This window comes from Synechococcus sp. MEDNS5, from assembly GCF_014279875.1.
Lineage (GTDB): Bacteria > Cyanobacteriota > Cyanobacteriia > PCC-6307 > Cyanobiaceae > Synechococcus_C.
The window spans coordinates 646,407-668,371 of record NZ_CP047952.1 but is presented as its reverse complement, the minus strand read 5'-3'; the positions used below and the strand labels follow the sequence as shown (position 1 = coordinate 668,371).

Genomic DNA, 21,965 nt, shown 5'->3' with positions numbered 1-21,965 from the left:
GTTCAGTTCAGTGGCAGGGCGAGGGCGATAGCTCGCCGACCGCTGTCGATGGCCAGCACCAATGCCAGAAGCCGCAGGAGCCAGGCCAGGGTTCCTGGCCTGACCCGATCCAGGCGGGATGCGGTCCACTGGGCCGAAACAGCAGCGACACCTCCCAGCAGCAAGCCCATCGAAGCCAGTCCTCGACCCTCCTGCAGAAACTGAAGCGACGCTGCACTGGCCGAACAGGCCACGGCCAAGGTGCTCAGTCGAATGGCCTGGCGAATGGGCATCGACAGTCCACTCACCATCAGGGGCACCATCAACAGCCCTCCGCCCAGACCAAGCAATCCTCCGGCCAGACCCGCCACAGCGCCGACTGCAGACAACCCCCAGGGAGAAGGTCTATGACCATCACTCTGCAGAGCCGCCTCACGATCGGCTCGGATTGATCCAGCCAGCACCAGATACAGCAAGGCCTGCATGGCCAGGAGGTGCCAGCCGGCCACCAGCCCCCCCAGACGACTGAAGATCAGCGCGGTCGCGAAGGCCGTCAGGCCAATCACCAGGCCAGGCTTCAGCGGCAAGGAACGGCTCCGCCAATGGGTGACACTTCCACCGATGGCGGTGGGAACAATGGCGAAGGTGCTCGTGGCCAGGGCCTGATGCGGAGTGAGGCCCATCCAAAGCAGCAGAGGCGCGAAAATCAAACCTCCGCCGATACCCAGCAGGCCTGCCAGGGCTCCCGCGAGCAGTCCCATCGGCAGAACCACTAGACCTTCTGCCAATGTCATCGCTGCCATGACGCTGTCTGCATCTTGCCCGTCCGGCGGACGCCCCCCAGCCAGGCTTGTGCCGACCCAGATCCGCAGCGGTTCTGAACAGATGGCCCTCGACACCCTGCTTCTGGAGCAGAGCTGCAGCGACGGGTCTGACGCCCTGATTCTGCGTTTCTATCAATGGAGTCGTCCCACCCTCTCGTTAGGACGCCACCAGGGTCCCCCAACCCACCAGTGGCGACAGCTCGCCATCTCCGGCGACTTGGATTTGGTACGGCGCCCAAGCGGAGGTGGCGCCGTGCTGCATGCAGGCGGACTCACCTATGCCCTGATCTGGGCCGATCCACCCCGTCAACGCCGGCAGGCTTATGCCCAGGTGAACAAGTGCCTTCAAGAGGGATTGCAGGCCCTGGGCCTCGAACTCCGACCCGGGATCAATGCGACGGAAAGGATCGTGGCTGACTGTTTCGCCCAGTCCACAACTGCTGATCTGGTCGACTCCGGTGGCTGCAAACGCATCGGCAGTGCCCAATTCTGGAAACGAGGTCACCTGCTGCAGCACGGGGAGATTCCCCTTGATCCGCCTCAAGGCCTCTGGGAGGCTGTGTTTGAAACCTCTCCCCCATGCTGGACACCCTCTACACCCTCGGCAGCAAGCCTTGAGCTCGCACTGAAGCAGTCGTTCCAAACGCTCAACCCAGGCCTGAATTGGCGCGACGAGGATCTATCCCAAGAGGAGATTCAGCGAATGGACAAGCTCACGACCTGTTACTGCCTTGAACCGGCTCAGGCCTGACGCTTGAGAAGTCCTGACGCCTGCATGCTGTTGACCACTTGCAGCAGGGGCAGACCAAGAGGGTAGGTGTTGTCCCGCCTCGAGCTTTCCAACATTGCATCAGGAAGCTTCACGGCCAACCCACGAAGCACGGCCTCACCAAGCTCACTGCGATCAAGGGTGCCATCAGGGAGACCTGCGGGGCCCAGCACAAGCAAACGCCCCTGATCACTCTTCTCCAGAGCGAGGACCGCCTTCCAAAGAGGCGATGACTGTTGGATGGACGGCAAGCGGTCCAAAGGCTGCAGATGATCGCTGATCGTCTGCCGATCCCATTGCTGTACGGGGAGGTCTTTGAGGGGTTGATCGGTGATGAATCCGACCCATCGACCGTTCCTGCAAACCAGAACCCAGTCGGAAAGTCGGGGATCATCTGTCCCCACAGCCCCAAGCCTCATCTGACTCAGCGTGCGAAGAGGCTGATCGGCTTCAACAACACGAAAACGACGGGACGCCGTCTTGCCGACAGTTTCGTTCTGAAGAACCTGCTGCAAAGCGAGGGTTTGGGTTTGGCTTCGGGAAGCCCCCATCCCGAACCAGCCGAGCATCACCAACCAGAGGCCTGGCCAAACAGCGCTTTTGAAGATCAACCAAAACCCAATCACCATCGCCAAAAGCGACAGGAAACGTCCGCTGGCCGTTGCCACCTGGATGCCTTTGCGTTGACTGCCGGTCCACTGCCAAACAAGGGCCTTAAGGATCAGACCACCATCGAGAGGCAAACCAGGCAGCAGGTTGAATAGGGCAAGGATGAGGTTGAGCCAACCGAGCTTTGCGACCAGATTTCCCAGCAGCGGATTCACAGATCCGGCTGCCTGCATGCTTGCCAGCAGAGCTGCAGCAAGAAGGAGACTCACGGCTGGGCCTGCCGCAGCGACCCGAAAGGCCCCCATCGGCGTGGGGCATTCCTTTTCAACTCTGGCAACACCACCGAGAAGGAACAGGGTGATGCTGCTGACCTTGACCCCTTCGCGGATCGCCATCACCGAATGTCCCAGCTCATGCAACAAAACGGAGACAAACAGCAGAAGAGCGGTCAGGAAACCCGTCAACCAGCTGGCCCAAACAAGCCCTTGCGCTTCGGGAAGCTGAGCCACTTCACTCTGGAAGGCCAGGGTGAAGAGAACCAAAACAACGAACCAGCTGGGATGGACCCGCAGTGGGATGCCACCGATACGCATCAGTTGCCAACCATCACCCAAGAGATTCGCCGGCAAAGCCGGTCGCCATCAATTCCATGATCCTAGAAAGGATTGCGATCGTCGCTTCTCGCCATGGTGGGTAAAGCCCTGCACCTCAAGATCTGCGGTCTGACCGACAGCACGCAAGCTTGCGCCATCGCTTCGATGGGAGTGCAGGCCATCGGGGTGATCGGAGTGCCTGGAACACCACGCTGCGTCTCTTCCAAGAAGCGGAGGGAGATATATGCCAGGTTGACGTCTCAATCGAACGTTGAGCGCGTCTGGGTTGCTGCGGATCCCGCCGACAACGAACTTGATGACGTGTTGAGCGGCCAGGGAACGCCATCGGTGGTTCAGCTTCATGGCCAGGAATCGGAAGCACGCTGCGCGGAACTCCGCGCCAAACATCCGAGCATCCGTTGGTGGAAGGCCTTGCGCCTCCGTGATGATGCGGATCTCGAGGCGATTCACCGCTACACCCATCAGGTGGATGCACTGCTTATTGATGCCTGGAGCTCCAAGCAGCTGGGGGGAACAGGGCACCAGCTGAACCCGATCTGGCTTGACCGCGTGCAAACGCACCTAGCGGGGGGAGCTCCCTGGTGGCTTGCCGGCGGAATCTGTGCGGAATGGGTGCCGAAGCTCGACAGGGTTCATCCCTTCGGCCTTGATGCCTCCAGTCGGTTGGAGATCAGCCCTGGAGTGAAAGATCTCGAGCGCGTGCGTGCACTTGTGCAATCTCTTGAAGACAGAGCTTGCAGGCTCGGATAGCTTGAATCTCTGTTCACTACAGCTTCATGATTCGGCTCTCACCCCTGCTCCTGGTCTTGATGACAGGACTACCGGTGGGAACGTCAGCACAGGGGCTGCTTCCTGGTTGCCGGCTCGAAAACGGAAGCCTGCAGTGCGTTCCAGGACTCACCGCCGATCCCCAGCAGCAAATCAAGGTTTTGGAAGGTCAGATCAACCGTGATGTGCAGACCGAAGGTCACCTGGAACAAGCCATCGAAGGACTAAAACGCTTTGAACTGATCGGCGAAGCCAAAGAAGGTCAGCTGATCAAGGCTAAGTTGAAGCTTCAAGGTGGAGGCTTCGAGGAAGTCCACATCCATTGGTATCGACGAAACAACCAGGGAAATTGGCAGCTGGTCGATAACGTCACTGAGAGCACCTACCGCGTCGGTCCCAGTGACCGTGGGGATCAGTTAATGGCCGTTCTCGTTGTGCGTACCTCCGATGGGAAGGTGCAACGGATATCGAGCAATGTGCTCGGACCAGTCGACAACTAAGCCACGAAAGCGAGTGAACAGCAAGCGCCTCAAGTACTCAGCAGGGCCTCCTGCTGTCGCACAAGCTCGAAAAACTCCTGCTTCAGGCTGGGGTCATGACGAAAATCACCACGCACTACTGAATTGACCATGCTGGTCTGGGGTTCTTTGACGCCCCGCCACTTCATGCAGTAGTGCTGAGCTTTAATGATGATCCCAAGACCCTGCGGTTTACAAAGTCGCTCAATTTCGTCTGCAAGAATCATCACCGCCTCTTCCTGGATGTGAGGCCTTGAAAACACCCAATCGGCAACACGAGTGAACTTAGAGAGACCAATTACTCTCTCTCCGGGCTTGATACCAATCCAGCAGTTGCCCATGATGGGCACCAAATGGTGAGAACAAGCCGAACGCACTGTGATAGGTCCAACCGTATAGATCTCATCCAGCTTCTTCACATTAGGGAAGCTGGCCACTTTGGGCTGTTGATGATAACGGCCCTTGAAGACTTCGTGTAAATACATTTTCGCAACCCGCTCGGCTGTCTCAGCGGTGTTGTGATCGTTCTCGATGTCGATCACAAGAGCATTGAGAAGATCTCGGACGCGGTCCGCCACCTCAACCTGCAACGCATCGAGTTCACCGGGAAGGAGATGGTCTGCCACGTTGTCATTGGCGAGGAACGACACATCCCGTTCCCTTAATCGCGCTCGGATACGCTCAGAAACACGGGACTCCAGCTCAGAGAGTTTTCCGTTCTGAGACACGGATCCGTTGCCGTTGGTGGAGACAGGAAGGGTGGAAGTCATATCGAGCAGTGATCAGAAAGCGCCGGTGGCCGGCATCAGAGTGAGGTCTTCGATGACCTGAGTGGCAGGTTGCTGTGCAAGATGCAGGAGTGCGGCAGCTGCCTTAGTTACGGGAAGCATGGCACGGCGGTCGAAAGTGCTGTCGACCGTAGGGGAATCCCACAGTGACGTATCCACTGCTCCAAGCGTGAGCGTGCAGGCGCGGATCCCGTTGTCTCGCTCCTCCTCAGCCAAGCAACGGGTGAAGCTGGCAAGAGCAGCTTTGACCGTGCAATAAGCCCCCCAACCAGGAAAGGCGTTTCGTGCCGCATGACTGCTCACATTGATGACCAGTCCGCCAGCGGGACGCATGGCTGGAACAACCGCAGCACAGACCTGAAAAACGCTGGTGAGATTGAGCTGCATCAGCCACTCCCAGCGATCAAGCGGCATGGCGAGCAAGTCTCCTGTCCAGGCAGCACCTGCATTATTGATCAGAACAGAAGGGCGAAGACCCTGGTTGAGGAGCTCCTCGAGGCCCGAAGCGATCAGCGAGGGATCTGTGAGGTCGATGGCTCGATAGGCCACTCGGGAACCGCTAGCCGACAGCTCAGCCTTGAGAGACTGAAGAGCTGCCTCACTTCGAGAAACCAGAAGGAGATCCCATCCAGCGGCAGCAAAGGCTTTCGCCGCAGCTTGACCAATCCCGCGGGATGCACCTGTAATCAGTACGGAAGGCAATGAATCCGTGCGAGCCGAGATACCCTACCCAGCCTCAAAGACTTCCGGTGATAGGCCATCGAGAAATTGCCCCATGGCCCGGAACTTGCCGTAGCGCTGCTCTTTGAGATCCTCCTGGGAGAGCCTCAGAAGAACCTCAAGATTGCGGGTTAGAGCCTCCTTCAAGATCTCGCCAGCCTCCAGTGGAGCCAAGTTATTACCGCCGACCGGCTCAGGGAGCACCTCATCAACCACACCGAGGCTGAGCAGGTCCGGCCCCGTGATCTTGAGAGCCGAAGCCGCTTCGGAGGCTTTGCCTGCATCACGCCAGAGGATGGATGCGCAGGCCTCGGGACTCGCAACTGTGTAGACGCTGTGCTCGAACATCAGCAGCCTGTCGGCGACGCCAATTCCCAAAGCACCGCCGGAGCCGCCTTCTCCGATCACAGTGGCAATGATGGGCACCCTGAATCGGAACATCTCACGCAGATTCACCGCGATCGCTTCCCCTTGCCCCTGCTCTTCAGCCAGCAGACCGGCATAGGCCCCTGGAGTATCAATGAACGAAAGGATCGGCAGTTCAAAGCGGTTGGCATGATCCATCAGGCGGAGAGCCTTTCGATAGCCGCCAGGGGTGGCCATTCCGAAATTCCGCGCCACATTCTCTTTCGTGTCCCGTCCCTTCTGATGTCCGATCAGCATCACGGCGCGATCGCCCAAGCGGCCAATGCCTCCGATCAAAGCCTGATCGTCACTGCCCCGCCGGTCACCATGAAGCTCGACCCAGTCGTCGCAGAGCATCTGGATGTAATCCAGAGTGCTGGGGCGGTGGGGATGACGCGCCACTTGTATTTTTTGAGCTGGCGTCAGCGATTTGAAAATCTCCTCACGGCGGCGTGCAGCCAACGTTTCGAGCTGGTGGAGCTGAGGAGTGACGTCAACCTCTGAGTCGCGCGCGCGCTGGCGGATCTGTTCAATCTGCTGCTCGAGTTCGACCAGGGGTTTCTCAAACTCAAGCAGCGGACGGCGTGGCATGGCGAATCAAGAGAGTGAGGTCAGGCAGCTGCAGCCTGAGGAAGGCCCTGCAGATTGAGGGTGGTGAACCCGTGGCGGACGGAGGCCCCACCAATGAAATCCATTTTCTCCAACGTGATGTTGTTCCGTCCCCAGCTGAAGTTGGTGTGATGCGACTCAAACTCGAGCAGCATCGCTTCGGCGAAGCAGGCAAACATTTGACGCTGAGGTTTTTCCATCTCGGCGATTTCCATCATCGACCATCCGATGTCAGTGAAAAATTCAACAATCCCACCCTTCAGAACGTGAATCCCTTTGGCAGCCACACGGGCATCAAGGTTTTTGGGGTAGCCGCCATCGATCATCAAACAAGGAGTTTTCAGCCTTGACGTGTCGATCTCGAGGGTGCGAGGCATGCTGGCGACCCAAACCACGACATCAGCTTCCGGTAGCGCGTCTTCGAGACTGAGAATCCGGCCTCCGCCCAGCTCTTCGCGGAGATCTTCAAGCGGTTGCTGTTGCCGGGCCACGAGCAACAGTTCAGCCACCCCGGTCCGGGAGGAGAGCCAACGGCACACGGCACTGCCGATATCCCCGGTTGCTCCCACAACAGCCACAGAGGCCTTTTTGAGATCGATGCCCAGAGAAGGAGCATTGTTTTCAACCTGGCGGCAGATCACCCAGGCCGTATGGGTATTGCCGGTGGTAAAGCGCTCCCAAGCCAGGGTTGTGCTGCGCACGTGCTGGTGCTGCAACAGGTTGAAGTTCTCGAAGATGATCGACGTGAATCCGCCAAGCGCTGTGATGTCGATCCCCTTTTTCTGAGCGAGCTCCATGGCATTGAGCACCTTGCGGCGTGCCGTTTTGAAACGGCTCAACATTTCCGGCACGAAGCAGGAATCGATGTAGGCACCCTGAATCGTCCGACCTGTGGCGCTGGTGACTTCGACGTGCTCCACAAGCTGAGGCGGGGCGCTGCACCACACATCGAGGTCACCCTCAGCAATGTGATCGAACCCAAGTTCGGAAGCCTTTCGCCTGGCGGCTTCAAAACTTGTGGAATGTCCGATCAGACCAAACATGTGCCACCGACGGTCGTGTGTAAACGCATTGAACAGAACCGCACCCAATGGTGCGCTGATCGATCATCGTCCCACGTCGGCACGTGTTCTGCATAACGTGCCTGTGGGCGAACCGGACAGGATCAAGGGATCTTGGTTCAGACCGCGAGAGCCGCAGCAGCCATCCGGGCAATGTCCCTGGAAGTGAAACCAATCTGTTCCAGTGCCTCTTGGTAAGCGATCAGGAAATCTTCGATGAGATCTTCCTTTTCCATCTTGAGAACTGCGGCATCGGCTGCCACTTGCTCGAGCATTGAGCGAATCAGTGGCAGGTTCACCTTGTTGGCTTCCATCAATTCTTCGCGGCTTGCTTCGAAGTTGGCTTTGAGCCACTCCTGTCCGTAGTTGAGATGGGTGTATTCATCCTTCACCACACCCTCGGTGATCTTGCGGGCAAATGGGTCGGCTACAGGGATATAGATGTGATAAGCGGAGATAGCAAAGGCTTCAATCAACAACGCCTGAATCAGAAGACAGGTCACCACCTTCCCCTCGTTCAAAGCAGCCTGAAAATTGCCATGAAGGGGCGCGAAGAAGTCCTTAGCGAAGGGCATATCCGCCTCCACACCAAGGTTGCGACCGCAAGACGTGAAGCCCTTCATGTGCTTCATCTCCATCCTGGCCAGTCGAGCCAGTTCATCGGCCTGATCGGGGATCAGCGTGCCGAGGGAAATGTAGTTGTCATGAGCCTCCTGCTCGCCTTCGATCACGATCGCGTTGATACGGCTATACGCATCCTTGTAGGCCTCGCTGGAGAAGTCGGGGAGAGCCTGGGTGGATCCAGCCTGCTCGTCGAGAACGGCGACCTCGGAGGTGACAGGGGTCGGCATGGATCTTTCCGAATTATTCAATGCGACCGACTGTAACCAGAGCCACCCGTTATGGATGCATGGTTGATGGTCCTCTCACACGCCTGGCGTCGGCGGCAGGGGGCCAGTCGGAGACCATCAGACTGCTGAAAAGGCTGCTCCAATGCTCCATGAGGGCGATGTTCAGACGTTGCCCGAGCGAGGCGTCGGCTCCGCGACTGTCTCCGACAACTCCGCTGTTGCTGATGTCGGCTGTGAACCAGGCATAGGGGGCGGCCCCCTCGAGGCTCCACCCGTCCGGAGGGGGTAGGGCGGATTGGAGACCGTCGCAGGGACGCTCCGGTCCGACGAGTTCGGGAGCGAGGGCCAGCATCAGACTGGTTTCTGCCAGCCCTGCGTGCAATCCGTTCTGCAGCTCCTGGCTGGGGATCAGGGTCTCGAGCCCCTCGACACCACTCCAGAGAAAGCAAGGCAACACAGCCATCGATGGAGCTCGGGCCGCCAGCTCCCTGGCCGCGGTTTGCAGCAATCCAATCTGCCCGCCATGGGCATTGAAGAGCACAAGTCGCTTCACACCCTGGGCTGCCAGCTGCTCGCCCACCTCCACAACAAGGCGAATCAAAAGATCGGCACTCAGGCTCAAGGTGCCAGGAAACCCTCGGTGTTCCGGGGAGAGACCGATCGACTGAGGGGGGAGCGCCCAGATCGGCCACGCGTCGGGGAGCGTCTCCAAGACACGGGAAAGGATCCGCTCCGCGAAGAGAGCATCCGTCGCGAGCGGCAGCTGAGGGCCGTGCTGTTCCAGCGCTCCGAATGGCCAGACCAGCGTTGAACGGGGGTCGCGCAGCCGTGACGCTGCATCAGGCCAATGCAGGTGATCCAGGCGTCGCGATCTGCGGGAGTCCGAGCACTCCATCGACTCTTCACCATCTCCTGTCAAACTGACCGATCAAGGACGACAGGTCCCATGGCCGGCACAGAACGTCAGAATTCACCCTCAGAACCCCGCAAGGCAACGACTCCCTCGGCGCAGCCGCCGAAAAAGCCCTTGCAGGTCATGCATATCAGCAAGCGAGAGGAGCAGGACCGTCTGCGCCGTGATGCCGAAGAAGCAAGAGCCGCGGCGAATGCTGCAGCAGCGAGAGCTGAACAACTCGAACAGGCGGCCCTCGAGGCCGGCACATCCCTTGCACCCCCGCCCCAGTTAGCCGCGCCAGCAGCTCCCCGCTCAGCAGAGCCGGAGGTGCGCCGTTCAACCGATGATGACGATTTCGGCGGGATGACCATGGCCGATCTCATGGGTGGATCGGATTCGCGTCGGAAGCCTGCAGAGATGCCGCAGGCCCCTGGGGGACTGCAGCGAAGTGTGGATGATTTCGATTTTGACGAGGATGCCTTCCTGGCTGCCCTTGACGAGAACGAGCCCGTCGGCACCACGGGCGATGTGGTTACAGGAACGGTGATCGGGATGGAAAGCGATGGTGTTTACGTCGACATCGGCGGCAAAGCACCTGGCTTCATGCCCAAAAGTGAATGCGGCCTTGGCGTGATCACGAACCTCAAGGAGCGTTTCCCGAAAGGCTTAGAGATCGAAGTCCTGGTGACACGAGAACAGAATGCCGATGGCATGGTCACCATCAGCTGCAGAGCCCTGGCACTGCGTAAGAGCTGGGACAAGGTGAAGCAGCTTGAGAAGGAGGGCAAAGTAGTGCAGGTGAAGGTGAGTGGTTTCAACCGCGGGGGCGTCACCTGTGATCTGGAGGGCCTACGTGGCTTCATTCCCCGATCTCAGCTTCAAGAGGGCGAGAACCACGAAGCTCTCGTTGGCAAGTCCTTGGGTGTCGCCTTCCTCGAGGTCAATTCCGAAACCCGAAAGCTTGTGCTTTCGGAGAAAAAAGCCGCAACGGCAGCCCGTTTCGCCGAACTGGAAGTCGGCCAGCTGGTGGAGGGCCATGTGGCTGCTGTCAAGCCCTACGGACTGTTCATCGATCTCGGAGGCATCAGCGGACTCCTCCACCAGTCGATGATCACCGGCGGCAGCCTGCGATCACTCCGAGAGGTCTTCGACCAAGGCGACACCGTCAAAGCGCTCATCACCGAGCTCGACCCCGGACGGGGACGGATCGCCCTCAACACCGCCATGCTCGAAGGACAGCCCGGAGAGCTCTTGATCAATCGCGACACCGTGATGGCCGAAGCTGCCGATCGTGCCAACAGGGCTCGTAACGTCCTCAGGCAGCAGGAACAGTCAGCTGGATGATCACCGCTCCACAGACAGCCGGGAACAACGGAGAACGATCCTCGGCGCCGAAACAGGCTGACTGGGAACTGGACTTCTATTCGAGACCCATTCTTGAAGCTGATGGCAAAAAGCGATGGGAACTGCTGGTCACCAGCACTCCCACCCCGTCAGCTCCGGACTGTTTTCGCTTTGAAAAACGCTGTCCTGCTGGTGATGTGAACTCCACATGGTTGGCTTCAGCTCTTCGCGAAGCCTTGGACACCGCCAACGAACAAGGGTGGATGCCGCCAAGACGATTGCGCACGTGGCGCAGCGCGATGCGCACGATGGTGCAGCGCGCTGCCAGCGAGCTCGGCCTGGAAATGATTCCAAGCCGAAGAACTTATGCATTGCTCGACTGGTTGGAGGAACGGGAACGCGATCTCTATCCATTCGATGAGGGATTCATGGCTGGCCCGCTCGCTCCACCTCCCGTACCGATTGCCACCCCTCCATTGCCCTTGCCTGAGGCCGTCCGGGGAGACGCCTGGGGTTGGGCAGCCCTGCCGCTGGGAAGTCTTCGTGAAGCCGGCGAGTGGCCCATGGGATTCAACGGTCTCCTACCGATTCCAGAGGCGATGGATCCTGAGCTGCCGGTCCCAGGCCTTCGCCTCTTCAGCCAAACCCGCGCCCTTGCTCTGGCTGGCTGGCTGGGAGGCTTGGAGCCCGTCCGGCTGCGAGTGAATGCCCAGCAACTGATCCTTGACGCCGGGCAGGATGACAGTTGGCTAGTCAGCGATCTAGGCCAGGCGGAGGCCGATCAGTGCCGTGACGCCCTGATGGACTCCATCAGCAGGTCCCGCGGCCTTCAGTTCATCTCCGTGCAGACCACGCCCGACAGCCAGCGGTTTGACGGGTTCTGGATGCTCAGGGATCAACCCGAGGGCTGAACGTGGATCCAATCCAAACCAACGACCGCTGCTTCAATGCCCTCGAGCAGTGGACGTGGGTCGGCTGTTATGGGGGGTACTACCTCACCTCTGACCTCCTGCACGCAGCAGGGTTTGAACATGGTTTTTTTACCCGTCGCTGGCAGGGCCGGGGACCTGACGAGCTCGCCGGTTACCTCTCGGCGGGCGCCAGTGTGCACCGTCCTCAGCAAGTGCATGGCAACGTCGTTCTGCCAGCCTCCAAAGCAACTGAATCCCCCTGGCCTGAGGCCGATGGGCTGGTGAGCGATCAAGGCGGGCAAAGTCTCTGGGTCTGCGGTGCTGACTGCACGCCTGTACTGATTGCCGATCCGGACAGCGGTCACGCCTCGGCATGTCACGCCGGATGGCGAGGGGTGGCCAGCCGGATTCTTCCAGAAGCGGTCTCTCAACTGGAAGCCCTGGGTGCCCGTAGGAACCGCCTCCTGGTTGCGATGGGTCCTGCCGTGAGCGGAGCGCTTTATCAGGTTGAGGAGGCTGTGGCTGAGAAGGTTGGAGCATCGTTAGGGGGTCAGCAGGCATCCTTCCAGGAGCTGGAACAGAACGGAATCATTCGTGAGGATCCCGAGGACGGTCGCTGTCGCCTCGACATCCGCAGGGCCGCCTTCTCCCAGCTGGTGAACTGGGGCCTGCAAGCTGACAGGATCAGCTTGTGCCCTCTCTGCACAGTCGGCGAAGCCGACCTGTTTCATTCCTGGCGCCGGGATCAGGTGAAGGCGGTTCAGTGGAGTGGCATCGTCGCTCAGGCCGCGGCCTGAGCCCGGCCACAATCAGTCCGAGGGTTGCTCCAAGAGGCGCAAGGCCACAGCTTCAGCCGCCCGGATTCCGTCAATGGCAGCCGACAGGATCCCCCCTGCGAACCCTGCCCCTTCACCGGCGGGAGTCAAACCCTGAACGTTGATCGACTCCAACGCTTGATCGCGCGGGATGCGCAGTGGAGACGATGTGCGCGTTTCGATGGCCGTGAGCACGGCATCGGGGTGGTCGTAGCCGGAGAGTTGCTTCGCAAAAACCCGCAGGGCCTCCCTAAGCGCAGCAATCATCGAAGCTGGCAGCAGGTCAGCGAGGTCGGCAGGACGCACACCTGGCTGATACGACGGTGCCACAGAGCCCACTCTCGTTGATGCACGACCCTCGAGCAGGTCCTCCAAACGCTGGATGGGGGCGCTGTAATCGCCTCCTCCCAGCTCGAAGGCCCGGCCTTCAAGCACGCGTTGAAACGCCATGCCTGCCAGAGGATCCCCCTGGAAACGTTCATGGGGCTCCAGGTCATCCTCCGAGACCGGGATGACGAGTCCACTGTTGGCGTTGCGCTCATTGCGGGAGTGTTGGCTCATGCCGTTCGTCACAACACGGCCTGGCTCAGAGGTTGCTCCCACCACAAATCCGCCGGGGCACATGCAGAAGCTGTAGACGCAACGGCCATTGCCGGCGTGATGCACCAGCTTGTACTCGGCGGCACCGAGCAGCGGATGACCGGCGCAGTCACCCCAGCGAGCACGATCGATCAGCGCCTGCGGGTGTTCGATGCGAACGCCGATGGCAAAGGGTTTGCGTTCCAATGCAACACCGACCCGTTCGAGCATCTCGAAGGTGTCTCTGGCCGAATGTCCTGGCGCCAGTACCAACTGGTCGCAAGCCAGATGCGTGCCATCGGACAGCCTCACACCGGAGAGCTGCAATGGTTTCTTTGCCGAGGACGATCCTGGTTCGATCTCCAGTGCATCAACCCTGCTTCCGAAGCGCACTTCACCGCCCAGCGCTTCAATCCGTGCTCGCAATCCCCTCACCACTGTGGCGAGCTTGAAAGTACCGACATGGGGACGGTGCAGCGTGAGGATCTCTCGGTTGGCACCACAGGCGACAAGTTCCTCCAGCACCTTCCTGCCGTAGTGGGCAGGATCACTCACCTGGCTGTAGAGCTTTCCATCGGAGAAGGTTCCTGCCCCCCCTTCTCCGAACTGCGCATTGGATTCCGGCTGAAACGCCGAGGTTCTTCGCCAGAAGCCGAATGTATCGGCACTGCGCTGCTTCACTGGCTGCCCCCGCTCCAGCAGCAGAGGCCGAAAGCCCATCTGAGCCAGCAGAAGGGCCGCGAAATAGCCGCATGGGCCAGCTCCGATCACAACAGGGCGATGCTGCCCACCCGTTTCAGGGGAAGGTGGAGCCTGCGTGACGTAGTGATAGCGCTCATCGGGGCTGCGACGGACCCGGCGATCCTGAGCACACCGACGCAGGAGAGCATCCTCTCCACGCACCTGCACGTCCACGCTGTAGATCAGGCGAATCCGATCGCGACGCCGAGCATCGATGCTGCGTTTCACCAGATGGCGCTCGAGCAGGCGATCCCGTGGAATTTTCAGGCAGCGAAGAACGGCCCGTTCCAGATCCTCCTCCGTGTGATCAAGCTCCAGACGAAGCTCGCTCAGCCTCAGCACAAGTCCGCTCTCCCGGGTCGTCCCTCTTGAAAACCTACCGACCGGGGATCCGACGGGTGGTGGCCTGCCCAGAAGGTGGTTGGCCGGGACGCTGCATCAGATCGCTCGCGGCACCGATCAGACGCACAGGTTTTCCGCTTAGACGATCCTCAATGGCTTCGCAAAGGGGTTTCGGCTCCTGATCGGGGTCCAGCCAACCCAGTGGATCCCTCGTTCCCTCCGTCGAGACCGGTGGGGGTGTCAGAGAAGACAGGGCCATCAACCGAGCCGTATCAAATCCAGACCCCGCCAGCAGCGTGGGCTGCTCTCCACGTGAACGGCGATAGATGGAAGCAAAGTCAGCCCAACCGGGGCCATGGGCTGGCTGATCGAGAATCAACTGCGGCCAAGACCGTTCGGAGAGATCCTGAACGCGGTGATGGGGCAGCAACCAGACCCGAAGCAGGGCCTCGGGTCGTTGTCCGAAACGGCCTGAGGACTGGGCCTGATCAAGTTGCTCGGCCAAGGCACTGTTATGGGCTGCGGCCAAAACGATGGCCTGAGGTCCCTTCCAGGCCACATCGTTGACCAATCGTTCCAGTGCAGCCGCATCGCCTGGGTTCACCGTCTGTACCAGGGATGGTTCGTACGAGTCCACGATTCCGCCTTCTCCCTGGAAGGCGGACACAAATCGCTCCGCTTGATCGGCACTCCGATCCGTTGGATCGGCCACCAGCATCACCCGTCGAATGCCCTGGTCGAGAAGGTCATCGACCAGTTGATTCAGATCCTGCTGATAAGGCGGAACAACCGGATGGAGACGTCCTTCAGGATCGAGTTCAGCGAGGCTCTCGAGGGATTCTCCACGCTGATATGGGAGGAGAACTCCAAGTTTGCGCTGGCTGGCGAGCTGGGAATAGATGGCCAGGTCAGCGGAAAAAGGGGCCACCAAAACAGACACCTGTTGGCCAAGAAGAGCCGATGGATCATCTCCTGGAGCAATGGACAACCAGTCCACAGAGGCAGGATCCACGCCACAAGCTCTGACTTGATCCAGACCAAGAGCAAAGCCGCCCATGAATTCAGCACTCATGCCGGCCCCATCACCGTGGGCAATGGCAACCACGGTGGATCGCGGCGAGGCACTGGCAGACAGGGCCTGGCAACCGATCAGCGTGGCCAGCAGAACAAAGCCGGATTGCAGGGAGCGGGCAACACGAAACTGACCAGCAAGACCCTCCTTAAGGCGAGACATCGCAAGAGGTTGATCCGATGCAGGGACCTTTGAAGGTGCTTCAGAAGAATGGGTCATGGCCAGACGCCCCCAGGTTCTGAAGTTAGAGATTTCAGACTGGGTCGTCGGGTTTTGTCACAGGATCCTGCTGCGTGTCTGGACGATCCCCCTGAATCAGCAGAGCGAGACCACCTGCCAGAACCAGCAGAGCTCCCATACCCACCGCGAGCGGTCGATTGCCGGAGGCGGCATCACCCCAGATCGCCGTACTCAAAAATGCTGATCCGAGCAGAAAGCAAGGGACCATCACGATGCCGGAGGCAATTCGGTTTTGCGCCATCTCAAGCGGGGGGACAGGTTGTATGGGCCAGGCCCTCATTCACCAGAGCAGCGCCCAGATCCTGTTCGGCACCGATCGGCGTCACACGCGCAAGGAGGAGACCATCGGAGCTTCCCTCCGGACGGAGATTGACGCGACGGCGACGGGGAAGGGTCTGGCGTAACCAATCGACGGCCTGTTGCTGGTCCTCCGGCGACACTTCAATACAGGCCAGACGAACGCTGTAGTTGCGGTTGCGATCACCGACCTGAAGAAGCGTGGCTTCTCGGACCTGAAGGACTTCAGCAGCCTGGGTGAGCAAGGGTTGAACCACAAGCAGCATCAGCGCCAGTGCAACCCCCAGAACTTGACGCGCCATCACAGAGCGCTGCCACAAGAAGGGCAAAAGCGGTGATCACTGGAGGTGACGGCACCGCAGGCAGGGCAGTTGCGTTTGGGATCCATGGCCAGTTCCGGGTGCGAAGGAAGACCCACCATCTGAGCATTGCTGCAACCAGGAGGCACCATCGGATAGCAATTTTCTCCACGTCGAACATGCACATCCACAAGCGTGGGGTGAGGCGAGGCAAGGGCTGCCGCCAGTCCCGACTTGAGCTCGGCACGCTCCACAATCTTCATTCCCTCAACGCCAAAGGAGCGCGCCAGCATCTCGAAATCCGGCATTCCTTTCAGCATGTCGGAGGCTGAATACCGCTCCTCATAGAAACTTTCCTGCCACTGGCGGACCATGCCCTGCCAGTGATTATTCACGATCACCACTTTCACGGGCAGGTCGTACTGCGCGAGGGTCCCAAGTTCCTGAATGTTCATCAGCACACTGGCATCGCCTGCGATGCACACGACCCTCCGATCGGGACAAGCCACCTGGGCACCCAGTGCCGCAGGCATGCCAAATCCCATCGTTCCCAGTCCGGCGCTACTGATCCAGCCTCGAGGCCCGTTACGCAGGTACTGGGCAGCCCACATCTGATGCTGCCCCACATCGGTTGTAACGATGGCATCGGACGCCAGATCTCTGACCGCCAGAAGCACCTCTTGGGGGTAGATCGATCCCTCAGCCGGGGGAATGGTCAAGGGGTAGCGCTGTTTCCAGTCCTTGATACGTTCGAGCCAGGCTGCAGTGCGCGGTTCAGGACTCTGTTGCAGGCTGAGTTCAACGAGTGCGGCCAAGCTGGCCCCAACGTCCCCGAGAACCGCCACATCCGCTCGCCTGTTCTTGCCGATTTCAGCAGGGTCGATCTCAAAGTGGATCACCCGTGCCCGGGGGGCGAAGGTGTCGAGTTTGCCGGTCACGCGGTCATCGAAACGCGCTCCCACCGCGATCAGCAGGTCACAATCGGTGACGGCGAAATTGGCGTAGGCGGTGCCGTGCATGCCGAGCATGCCCAGCGCTAGGGGGTGATTCTCATCAAAGGCCCCCTTCCCCATGAGTGTTGTGGTCACAGGGAGCTGATAGCGCTCAGCCAGCACCCTCAGACTGTCGTGGGCTGAGGCGGCGACGGCCCCACCACCCACGTACAACAAGGGACGGTTGGCCGTTTTGATCAGCGCAAGTGCGTCAGCAACAGCGGCAAGATCCGGAGGGGGAGTGGCTCTGAAACCAGCAGGAATCACCGTGCCCGGCTCCACGGGCACGTAGTCGAACTCCTCCTGTCCGACATCCTTGGGGATATCGATCAGCACCGGACCTGGACGCCCGGAGGCAGCGATGTAAAAGGCCTGGGCGACCACCGAAGCAAGATCCGCAGGGTCGCGAACCACCCAGGAATGCTTCACGATCGGCAGGGTGATTCCGAAGATGTCGGTTTCCTGAAAGGCGTCGGTGCCGATCGCCGTTCGGGGGACCTGCCCGGTGATCACCACCATCGGAACGGAGTCCATCTGCGCCGTGGCGATGCCGGTGACGAGGTTGGTTGCGCCAGGTCCTGAGGTACCGAAACAAACGCCGACGCGACCGGTTGCCCGCGCATAGGCATCGGCGGCATGGGTTCCACCCTGCTCATGCCGAACGAGCACGTGGCGCAGCCACCCCTCGCTTTCCGCCACATGAAGAGCGTCATAGATGGGGAGGATGGCCCCGCCTGGATAGCCGAAGATCGTGTCGACTCCATGGCGACGCAACGCATCCATCAGGGCATGGGCACCGGTCAGACGGCAGCCATCTCCCTTCCCGGACGCTGTTTCGACCTTGGGAGCGGAGGTCAGCGTCACAGCGGCATCACGACATACTGGTCTTCAAGATTAAGGTTCCACCGCCCGTCCTGCCCAACGTAGGAACTGCTCTGTGGCGAGCCTTAGAGAAGACCGAGGGCATGCAGCGGTCCATGGCCACTGATCAGCTCGAAAAGGAACGCGGAGAATCCAAGCATTGCCAGGCGACCGTTCCAAACTTCAGAGCTGTTGTTCCAACCCCATTCCCACTTCTCCTGGGGATAAAGCTTGACCTTCGTAGGCAGCTCAGCCGCAGCATCAAGGCTGATTTCAGGACCTTCCAAACTGGTCGTGACGAGATCAGCCAACCCTTCGATGAAAGGCGGATAGGTGTCGAGGGCGCGGACACGCCGGAAATTCACCACGCCAGCTTCCGTGGCCAACTCTCGATACTCAATATCGATCTCCTCCAGGGTTTCGATGTGCTCACTGACAAAACTGATCGGCACCACAACCAGGTCGTTGATCTTGGCCTTGCCGAGTTTCTCAAGCGCCTCCTCGGTGTAAGGCTTGAGCCATTCCACCGGGCCAACCCGGCTTTGATAGGCGAGGGTGAAAGGATTCTCATGACCCATCAGCTCGCCTAACGCCTTCATGATCAAATCCGTGCAGGATTCAATCTCCGTCTGATAAGGATCTCCGGCTTCCTCCACATAACTCTTGGGAACACCATGGGCGCTAAAAAACACATGCGCCTTGGTGGGGTCATCGCTCTCACGCACTTCCTCGGCGATCAACTCAGCCATCGCCCGCACATAACCCGGGTGATCAAACCAACTGCGGATGCATCGGATCGGTAGCTTTTCGAAGGACGCGTCTCCCTGCCTCAGCCTCTGAAGCTCGCGAAAGCTGGAACCACTCGTGCTGATGGAAAAATGTGGATAAAGAGGAAGAACCACCACCTCATCCATGCCATCAGCTTTGATATCGGCAACGGCGGACTCAGTGAAGGGATGCCAGTAGCGCATGGCCACGTAGCTGGTGGCATCGATTCCGCGCTGACGCAACAAACTCTGAAGTTCTCTGGCCTGCTGCTCTGTGATCCGCCGCAGCGGTGACCCTCCGCCGATGGAGCGGTAGGCCTCCTGGGACTTCCCGCTACGCAGGGTGCTGATCAACCAGGCCAAGGGCTTCTGCAGCGCTGGGATGGGCAACCGGATGATCTCCGGGTCAGCGAAGAGGTTGAACAGGAAGGGGCCTACGTCCTGTATGCGCTCGGGCCCACCAAGATTCAGCAGTACGACGCCGACGCGGGACATAGCAATCACACCGGTTCAGGGGGTTGAGCGTAGCGACCATTAACGCGATCCTTGGCGTCGACGACACATTTATGGAGTTCGAGAAGGCGCTGGTTTCCGCTAATACACGATTGGCGGCGCAGGGATCGAAACTGCGAATCGAGCAACGCGGCTGCCGTTTGAACCTACGCGGCGTACTGCCGTTGCGTTTGGATCCAGACCAGACAAAACTTCAGCGCATCAGCCTTGGCGTCAAGGCCGACCCGGCTGGACTCGACCATGCCCTCAATGCCGCATCCCTGGTTCGACTGCAGATCGATCAGGGGTGCTTTGACTGGTCAGCCTGGTCATCCCGCCGAAGCGGTGCCAACGCACTCGAGCCGACCCACGCGGTTAACGCTGCCTTGAAGCGTTTCGAAAAAGCCTTTTTCTCAGATCCCAGGCGTCGCCGCTCTCCATCTGGCAGTCGCACAACCTGGAGCGGTGCCTACCTTCCTTACCTGCGCCGTCTGTCGAATCAGTGCGATGGCGACACCATCAGCGCCGATCTGCTGATGCAGACTCTCATGAGCTATGAGGACGGCAGCCGCAGTCGCCAGCAATGCGCCACAGCGCTTGCGGCCCTGGCCCGTTTCCTGGAGATTCCGCTGCCTGATGACTGGCGCGAAGAAGCAGGCGGTTATGGCTTGCACCGGGCCCGGTTCCGCCAGCTACCCACAGACCGCCAAATTCTCGAAGCCGCACTCACCATCCCGAATCCAAGCTGGCGCCTGGCCTACGGCCTGATGGCCACCTACGGGCTTCGCAACCATGAAGTGTTCTTCTGCGATTGTTCCGCGTTGGCCGAGGGCGGAGATCGGGTGCTGCGGGTCCTGCCCACCACAAAAACAGGCGAGCACCAGAGCTGGCCGTTCCACCCCGAGTGGGTCGAGCGCTTCGGGCTTCAAGAGCTGGCCGACAACCCGAAAGCGCTGCCGGCGATCCGCACCGACCTCCGTCGGACCACCCTGCAGCAGGTGGGGCGTCGGGTGAGCGAGCAGTTCCGCCGTTATGCACTGCCGATCACCCCTTACGACCTGCGTCATGCCTGGGCGGTGCGCACCATTCATATCGGCCTACCGGACACCGTTGCCGCCAGGATGATGGGCCACTCGGTGGCGATTCACACGCGCACCTATCACCACTGGATCACCCGCCGTGATCAGCAGCAGGCGGTGGATGCGGCCTTAGCCCGTCATCGAGCCTGACCCCCCTTCCCTGATGTCGTCATTCCTCCGCCCCCTGGCCTATCGCTATCGCTGGATATACGACGCGGTCACGGCAGTGTCGTCCCTGAGCGTGGGCGGTATGGAGAAACTCCGAGGCTTAGGCCTTGAAGCCCTCCAACCGCATCTCCAAACTGGAGCTGCCGTGCTGGATCTCTGTTGCGGCAGCGGCGAGGCAGCCGCCCCCTGGCTCGCTGCAGGCTTTGCCGTAACGGGTCTCGATGTCTCCCGTCGTGCCTTGCAGCTGGCCGCGACTCGCCACCCGATGCTCCAACGCGTGGAGGGCCTTGCCGAGGACCCCCCAATGCGTTCCGAGAGTTTCAGCGCCATCCAGCTGAGCGTCGCCCTGCATGAGTTTCCACGCCGTGAGAGGGCAATGGTGTTAAGCAGTGCTCTACGCCTGCTCCAACCCGGCGGTTGGCTGGTGGTGGTGGATTTACATCCAGCTGGCCCCTGGCTGCGACTGCCTCAGCAGATCTTTTGTGAGCTGTTTGAAACGGACACCGCGACAGCCATGCTGGAGGACGATCTGCCCTCCGAACTGCAACGGCTTGGTTTCACATCTGTGAAGCAGGAGCTTCTCGCAGGGCAGGCACTGCAGCGGATCACCGCCATGCGTCCTATCCAAACCGAACAGCCATTCCAAACCGAACAGCCATTCCAAACCGAACAGCCATGAGTACGAACGATCTCGATCAATCGGCAGCGGAGCTGGGCATGGGCGGGAAGCTTGCGCCTGAACCAGACGATGCCGGTTATCGCAAACGCATGGAGCGACGCCAGCAGGTCCAGAAGCAGCGGGTGGAAGAACGCAACAAGGAAAAGGGTCTGATTCTCGTGTTCACGGGCCAGGGCAAGGGGAAAACAACCGCAGGACTGGGTCTCGTCTTGCGCACGGTCGGTCATGGTGAACGGGTGGCCATCGTGCAGTTCATCAAGGGGGGCTGGGAACCAGGAGAAGCACGAGCGCTGAAAGCGTTCGGAGACCAGGTGAGCTGGCATGCGCTTGGCGAAGGCTTCACCTGGGAGACCCAGGACCGGGAACGGGATCAGCAGCTGGTGGAAACGGCCTGGCAGACAGCCCTGGAGTATCTGCGGGATGAAGCGGTAAAGCTGGTGCTGCTCGATGAATTGAATGTGGCTCTGAAGCTGGGCTACATCGATGCAGACACCGTCATTAATGGGTTAAGGGAGCGGCCCGCGCTGACCCACGTGGCCGTGACGGGACGCGGAGCCCCTGCAGAGCTTGTGGAAGCAGCCGATCTGGTCACAGAAATGACCCTGATTCACCACCCGTTTCGCGAGCAGGGCGTCAAAGCGCAGACGGGTATTGAGTTTTAGAGATCACTATCGGTCGAGATCGCTCCGCAACAGCCCCATCGCTGCTGTCAGCACTGACAATCCACTCACCAGCAGTGCGCGGTGAACCAGGGGGTCACGCCAGCAGGAAGGATCCTGGCTGGCACGATCAAGGGCCGAAAGGGTCAGACGGGCCATCACCGAACTGCGCGCGCCGTTCACCTCAGCCATGGAATCCCTGTCGTTTCCCCATCCAA

At 60.0% G+C, this 21,965-nt stretch carries 24 protein-coding genes; 9 read left to right on the top strand and 15 right to left on the bottom strand.

The window, feature by feature from the left end; all coding sequences use genetic code 11:
• Positions 1–2: 2 nt before the first annotated feature.
• Positions 3–782: a sulfite exporter TauE/SafE family protein gene (locus SynMEDNS5_RS03305; RefSeq protein WP_255440276.1), complete on the bottom strand. Its 780-nt coding sequence runs from the start codon at positions 780–782 to the stop codon at positions 3–5.
• Between SynMEDNS5_RS03305 and SynMEDNS5_RS03300 the strand changes: the two genes are divergently transcribed.
• Positions 781–1,554 carry a lipoate--protein ligase family protein gene (locus SynMEDNS5_RS03300; protein ID WP_186584343.1) on the top strand — a complete coding sequence of 258 codons (774 nt, stop codon included), beginning with the start codon at positions 781–783 and terminating at the stop codon, positions 1,552–1,554. The two genes, SynMEDNS5_RS03305 and SynMEDNS5_RS03300, sit on opposite strands and share 2 nt — an antisense overlap.
• On the opposite strand, the gene SynMEDNS5_RS03295 is transcribed toward SynMEDNS5_RS03300, so the two are convergent.
• The gene (locus SynMEDNS5_RS03295) at positions 1,545–2,795 is read right to left on the bottom strand and encodes a site-2 protease family protein (protein ID WP_186585810.1); all 1,251 of its coding nucleotides are present in this window, start codon (positions 2,793–2,795) and stop codon (positions 1,545–1,547) included. The two genes, SynMEDNS5_RS03300 and SynMEDNS5_RS03295, sit on opposite strands and share 10 nt — an antisense overlap.
• A gap of 72 nt (positions 2,796–2,867) precedes the next feature.
• Here SynMEDNS5_RS03295 and SynMEDNS5_RS03290 point away from each other — a divergent pair, with 72 nt between their 5' ends.
• Together SynMEDNS5_RS03290 and SynMEDNS5_RS03285 are read left to right on the top strand one after the other, a co-directional pair.
• Positions 2,868–3,545, top strand: coding sequence for a phosphoribosylanthranilate isomerase (locus SynMEDNS5_RS03290; RefSeq protein WP_186584334.1), 678 nt, complete (start codon positions 2,868–2,870; stop codon positions 3,543–3,545).
• Between the two features lie 26 nt (positions 3,546–3,571).
• Positions 3,572–4,063, top strand: coding sequence for a hypothetical protein (locus SynMEDNS5_RS03285; protein WP_186584332.1), 492 nt, complete (start codon positions 3,572–3,574; stop codon positions 4,061–4,063).
• 29 nt (positions 4,064–4,092) lie between these two features.
• Here the strand turns inward: SynMEDNS5_RS03285 and folE are convergent, their stop codons facing one another.
• From folE to SynMEDNS5_RS03255, 6 genes are all read right to left on the bottom strand, one after another.
• Positions 4,093–4,851, bottom strand: a complete 759-nt coding sequence (gene folE / locus SynMEDNS5_RS03280) for a GTP cyclohydrolase I (protein WP_186584330.1) — start codon at positions 4,849–4,851, stop codon at positions 4,093–4,095.
• A 12-nt stretch (positions 4,852–4,863) separates the two neighbouring features.
• Positions 4,864–5,571, bottom strand: coding sequence for an SDR family oxidoreductase (locus SynMEDNS5_RS03275; protein ID WP_186584328.1), 708 nt, complete (start codon positions 5,569–5,571; stop codon positions 4,864–4,866).
• A 24-nt stretch (positions 5,572–5,595) separates the two neighbouring features.
• Positions 5,596–6,585, bottom strand: a complete 990-nt coding sequence (locus tag SynMEDNS5_RS03270; protein ID WP_186584326.1) for an acetyl-CoA carboxylase carboxyltransferase subunit alpha — start codon at positions 6,583–6,585, stop codon at positions 5,596–5,598.
• 20 nt (positions 6,586–6,605) lie between these two features.
• Positions 6,606–7,646, bottom strand: coding sequence for a long-chain acyl-[acyl-carrier-protein] reductase (locus tag SynMEDNS5_RS03265; protein ID WP_186584324.1), 1,041 nt, complete (start codon positions 7,644–7,646; stop codon positions 6,606–6,608).
• 137 nt (positions 7,647–7,783) lie between these two features.
• The gene (locus SynMEDNS5_RS03260) at positions 7,784–8,515 is read right to left on the bottom strand and encodes an aldehyde oxygenase (deformylating) (protein WP_186584322.1); all 732 of its coding nucleotides are present in this window, start codon (positions 8,513–8,515) and stop codon (positions 7,784–7,786) included.
• A 49-nt stretch (positions 8,516–8,564) separates the two neighbouring features.
• On the bottom strand, positions 8,565–9,410 hold the full coding sequence (locus SynMEDNS5_RS03255; protein ID WP_186585809.1) for a creatininase family protein: 846 nt from the start codon (positions 9,408–9,410) through the stop codon (positions 8,565–8,567).
• Positions 9,411–9,461: 51 nt separating this feature from the next.
• Here SynMEDNS5_RS03255 and SynMEDNS5_RS03250 point away from each other — a divergent pair, with 51 nt between their 5' ends.
• From SynMEDNS5_RS03250 to pgeF, 3 genes are read left to right on the top strand one after another with little or no spacing between them, the layout of a single operon-like run.
• A complete protein-coding gene (locus SynMEDNS5_RS03250; protein ID WP_186584320.1) occupies positions 9,462–10,754 on the top strand; it encodes a S1 RNA-binding domain-containing protein in 1,293 nt (430 codons plus the stop codon).
• Positions 10,751–11,665, top strand: coding sequence for a Tab2/Atab2 family RNA-binding protein (locus SynMEDNS5_RS03245; RefSeq protein WP_186584318.1), 915 nt, complete (start codon positions 10,751–10,753; stop codon positions 11,663–11,665). The genes SynMEDNS5_RS03250 and SynMEDNS5_RS03245 overlap by 4 nt, the downstream gene beginning before the upstream one ends.
• A 2-nt stretch (positions 11,666–11,667) precedes the next feature.
• Entirely contained in the window at positions 11,668–12,462 is a 795-nt protein-coding gene (gene pgeF, locus SynMEDNS5_RS03240; RefSeq protein WP_255440274.1) for a peptidoglycan editing factor PgeF, read from the top strand.
• 12 nt (positions 12,463–12,474) lie between these two features.
• On the opposite strand, the gene SynMEDNS5_RS03235 is transcribed toward pgeF, so the two are convergent.
• From SynMEDNS5_RS03235 to hemH, 6 genes are all read right to left on the bottom strand, one after another.
• Positions 12,475–14,142, bottom strand: coding sequence for an NAD(P)/FAD-dependent oxidoreductase (locus SynMEDNS5_RS03235; protein WP_186584316.1), 1,668 nt, complete (start codon positions 14,140–14,142; stop codon positions 12,475–12,477).
• 34 nt (positions 14,143–14,176) lie between these two features.
• On the bottom strand, positions 14,177–15,433 hold the full coding sequence (locus SynMEDNS5_RS03230; protein WP_186584301.1) for an ABC transporter substrate-binding protein: 1,257 nt from the start codon (positions 15,431–15,433) through the stop codon (positions 14,177–14,179).
• Between the two features lie 34 nt (positions 15,434–15,467).
• The gene (locus tag SynMEDNS5_RS03225) at positions 15,468–15,695 is read right to left on the bottom strand and encodes a GIVxVP protein (protein ID WP_186584291.1); all 228 of its coding nucleotides are present in this window, start codon (positions 15,693–15,695) and stop codon (positions 15,468–15,470) included.
• A gap of 1 nt (position 15,696) precedes the next feature.
• Positions 15,697–16,053 carry a nuclease gene (locus SynMEDNS5_RS03220; RefSeq protein WP_186584289.1) on the bottom strand — a complete coding sequence of 119 codons (357 nt, stop codon included), beginning with the start codon at positions 16,051–16,053 and terminating at the stop codon, positions 15,697–15,699.
• Positions 16,053–17,906 carry a biosynthetic-type acetolactate synthase large subunit gene (ilvB, locus tag SynMEDNS5_RS03215; protein ID WP_186584288.1) on the bottom strand — a complete coding sequence of 618 codons (1,854 nt, stop codon included), beginning with the start codon at positions 17,904–17,906 and terminating at the stop codon, positions 16,053–16,055. The genes SynMEDNS5_RS03220 and ilvB overlap by 1 nt, the downstream gene beginning before the upstream one ends.
• Positions 17,907–17,989: 83 nt before the next feature.
• Positions 17,990–19,165: a ferrochelatase gene (gene hemH / locus SynMEDNS5_RS03210; RefSeq protein ID WP_186584283.1), complete on the bottom strand. Its 1,176-nt coding sequence runs from the start codon at positions 19,163–19,165 to the stop codon at positions 17,990–17,992.
• A gap of 71 nt (positions 19,166–19,236) precedes the next feature.
• Between hemH and SynMEDNS5_RS03205 the strand changes: the two genes are divergently transcribed.
• From SynMEDNS5_RS03205 to cobO, 3 genes are read left to right on the top strand one after another with little or no spacing between them, the layout of a single operon-like run.
• Complete coding sequence (locus tag SynMEDNS5_RS03205) at positions 19,237–20,391, top strand: site-specific integrase (RefSeq protein ID WP_186585807.1); 1,155 nt, start codon at positions 19,237–19,239, stop codon at positions 20,389–20,391.
• 13 nt (positions 20,392–20,404) lie between these two features.
• Positions 20,405–21,088 carry a class I SAM-dependent methyltransferase gene (locus tag SynMEDNS5_RS03200; RefSeq protein ID WP_186584281.1) on the top strand — a complete coding sequence of 228 codons (684 nt, stop codon included), beginning with the start codon at positions 20,405–20,407 and terminating at the stop codon, positions 21,086–21,088.
• Complete coding sequence (gene cobO, locus SynMEDNS5_RS03195) at positions 21,085–21,750, top strand: cob(I)yrinic acid a,c-diamide adenosyltransferase (protein ID WP_186584279.1); 666 nt, start codon at positions 21,085–21,087, stop codon at positions 21,748–21,750. Before SynMEDNS5_RS03200 ends, cobO begins: the two co-directional genes overlap by 4 nt.
• Positions 21,751–21,756: 6 nt before the next feature.
• On the opposite strand, the gene SynMEDNS5_RS03190 is transcribed toward cobO, so the two are convergent.
• Entirely contained in the window at positions 21,757–21,939 is a 183-nt protein-coding gene (locus SynMEDNS5_RS03190) for a hypothetical protein (RefSeq protein ID WP_186584277.1), read from the bottom strand.
• Positions 21,940–21,965: the final 26 nt, after the last annotated feature.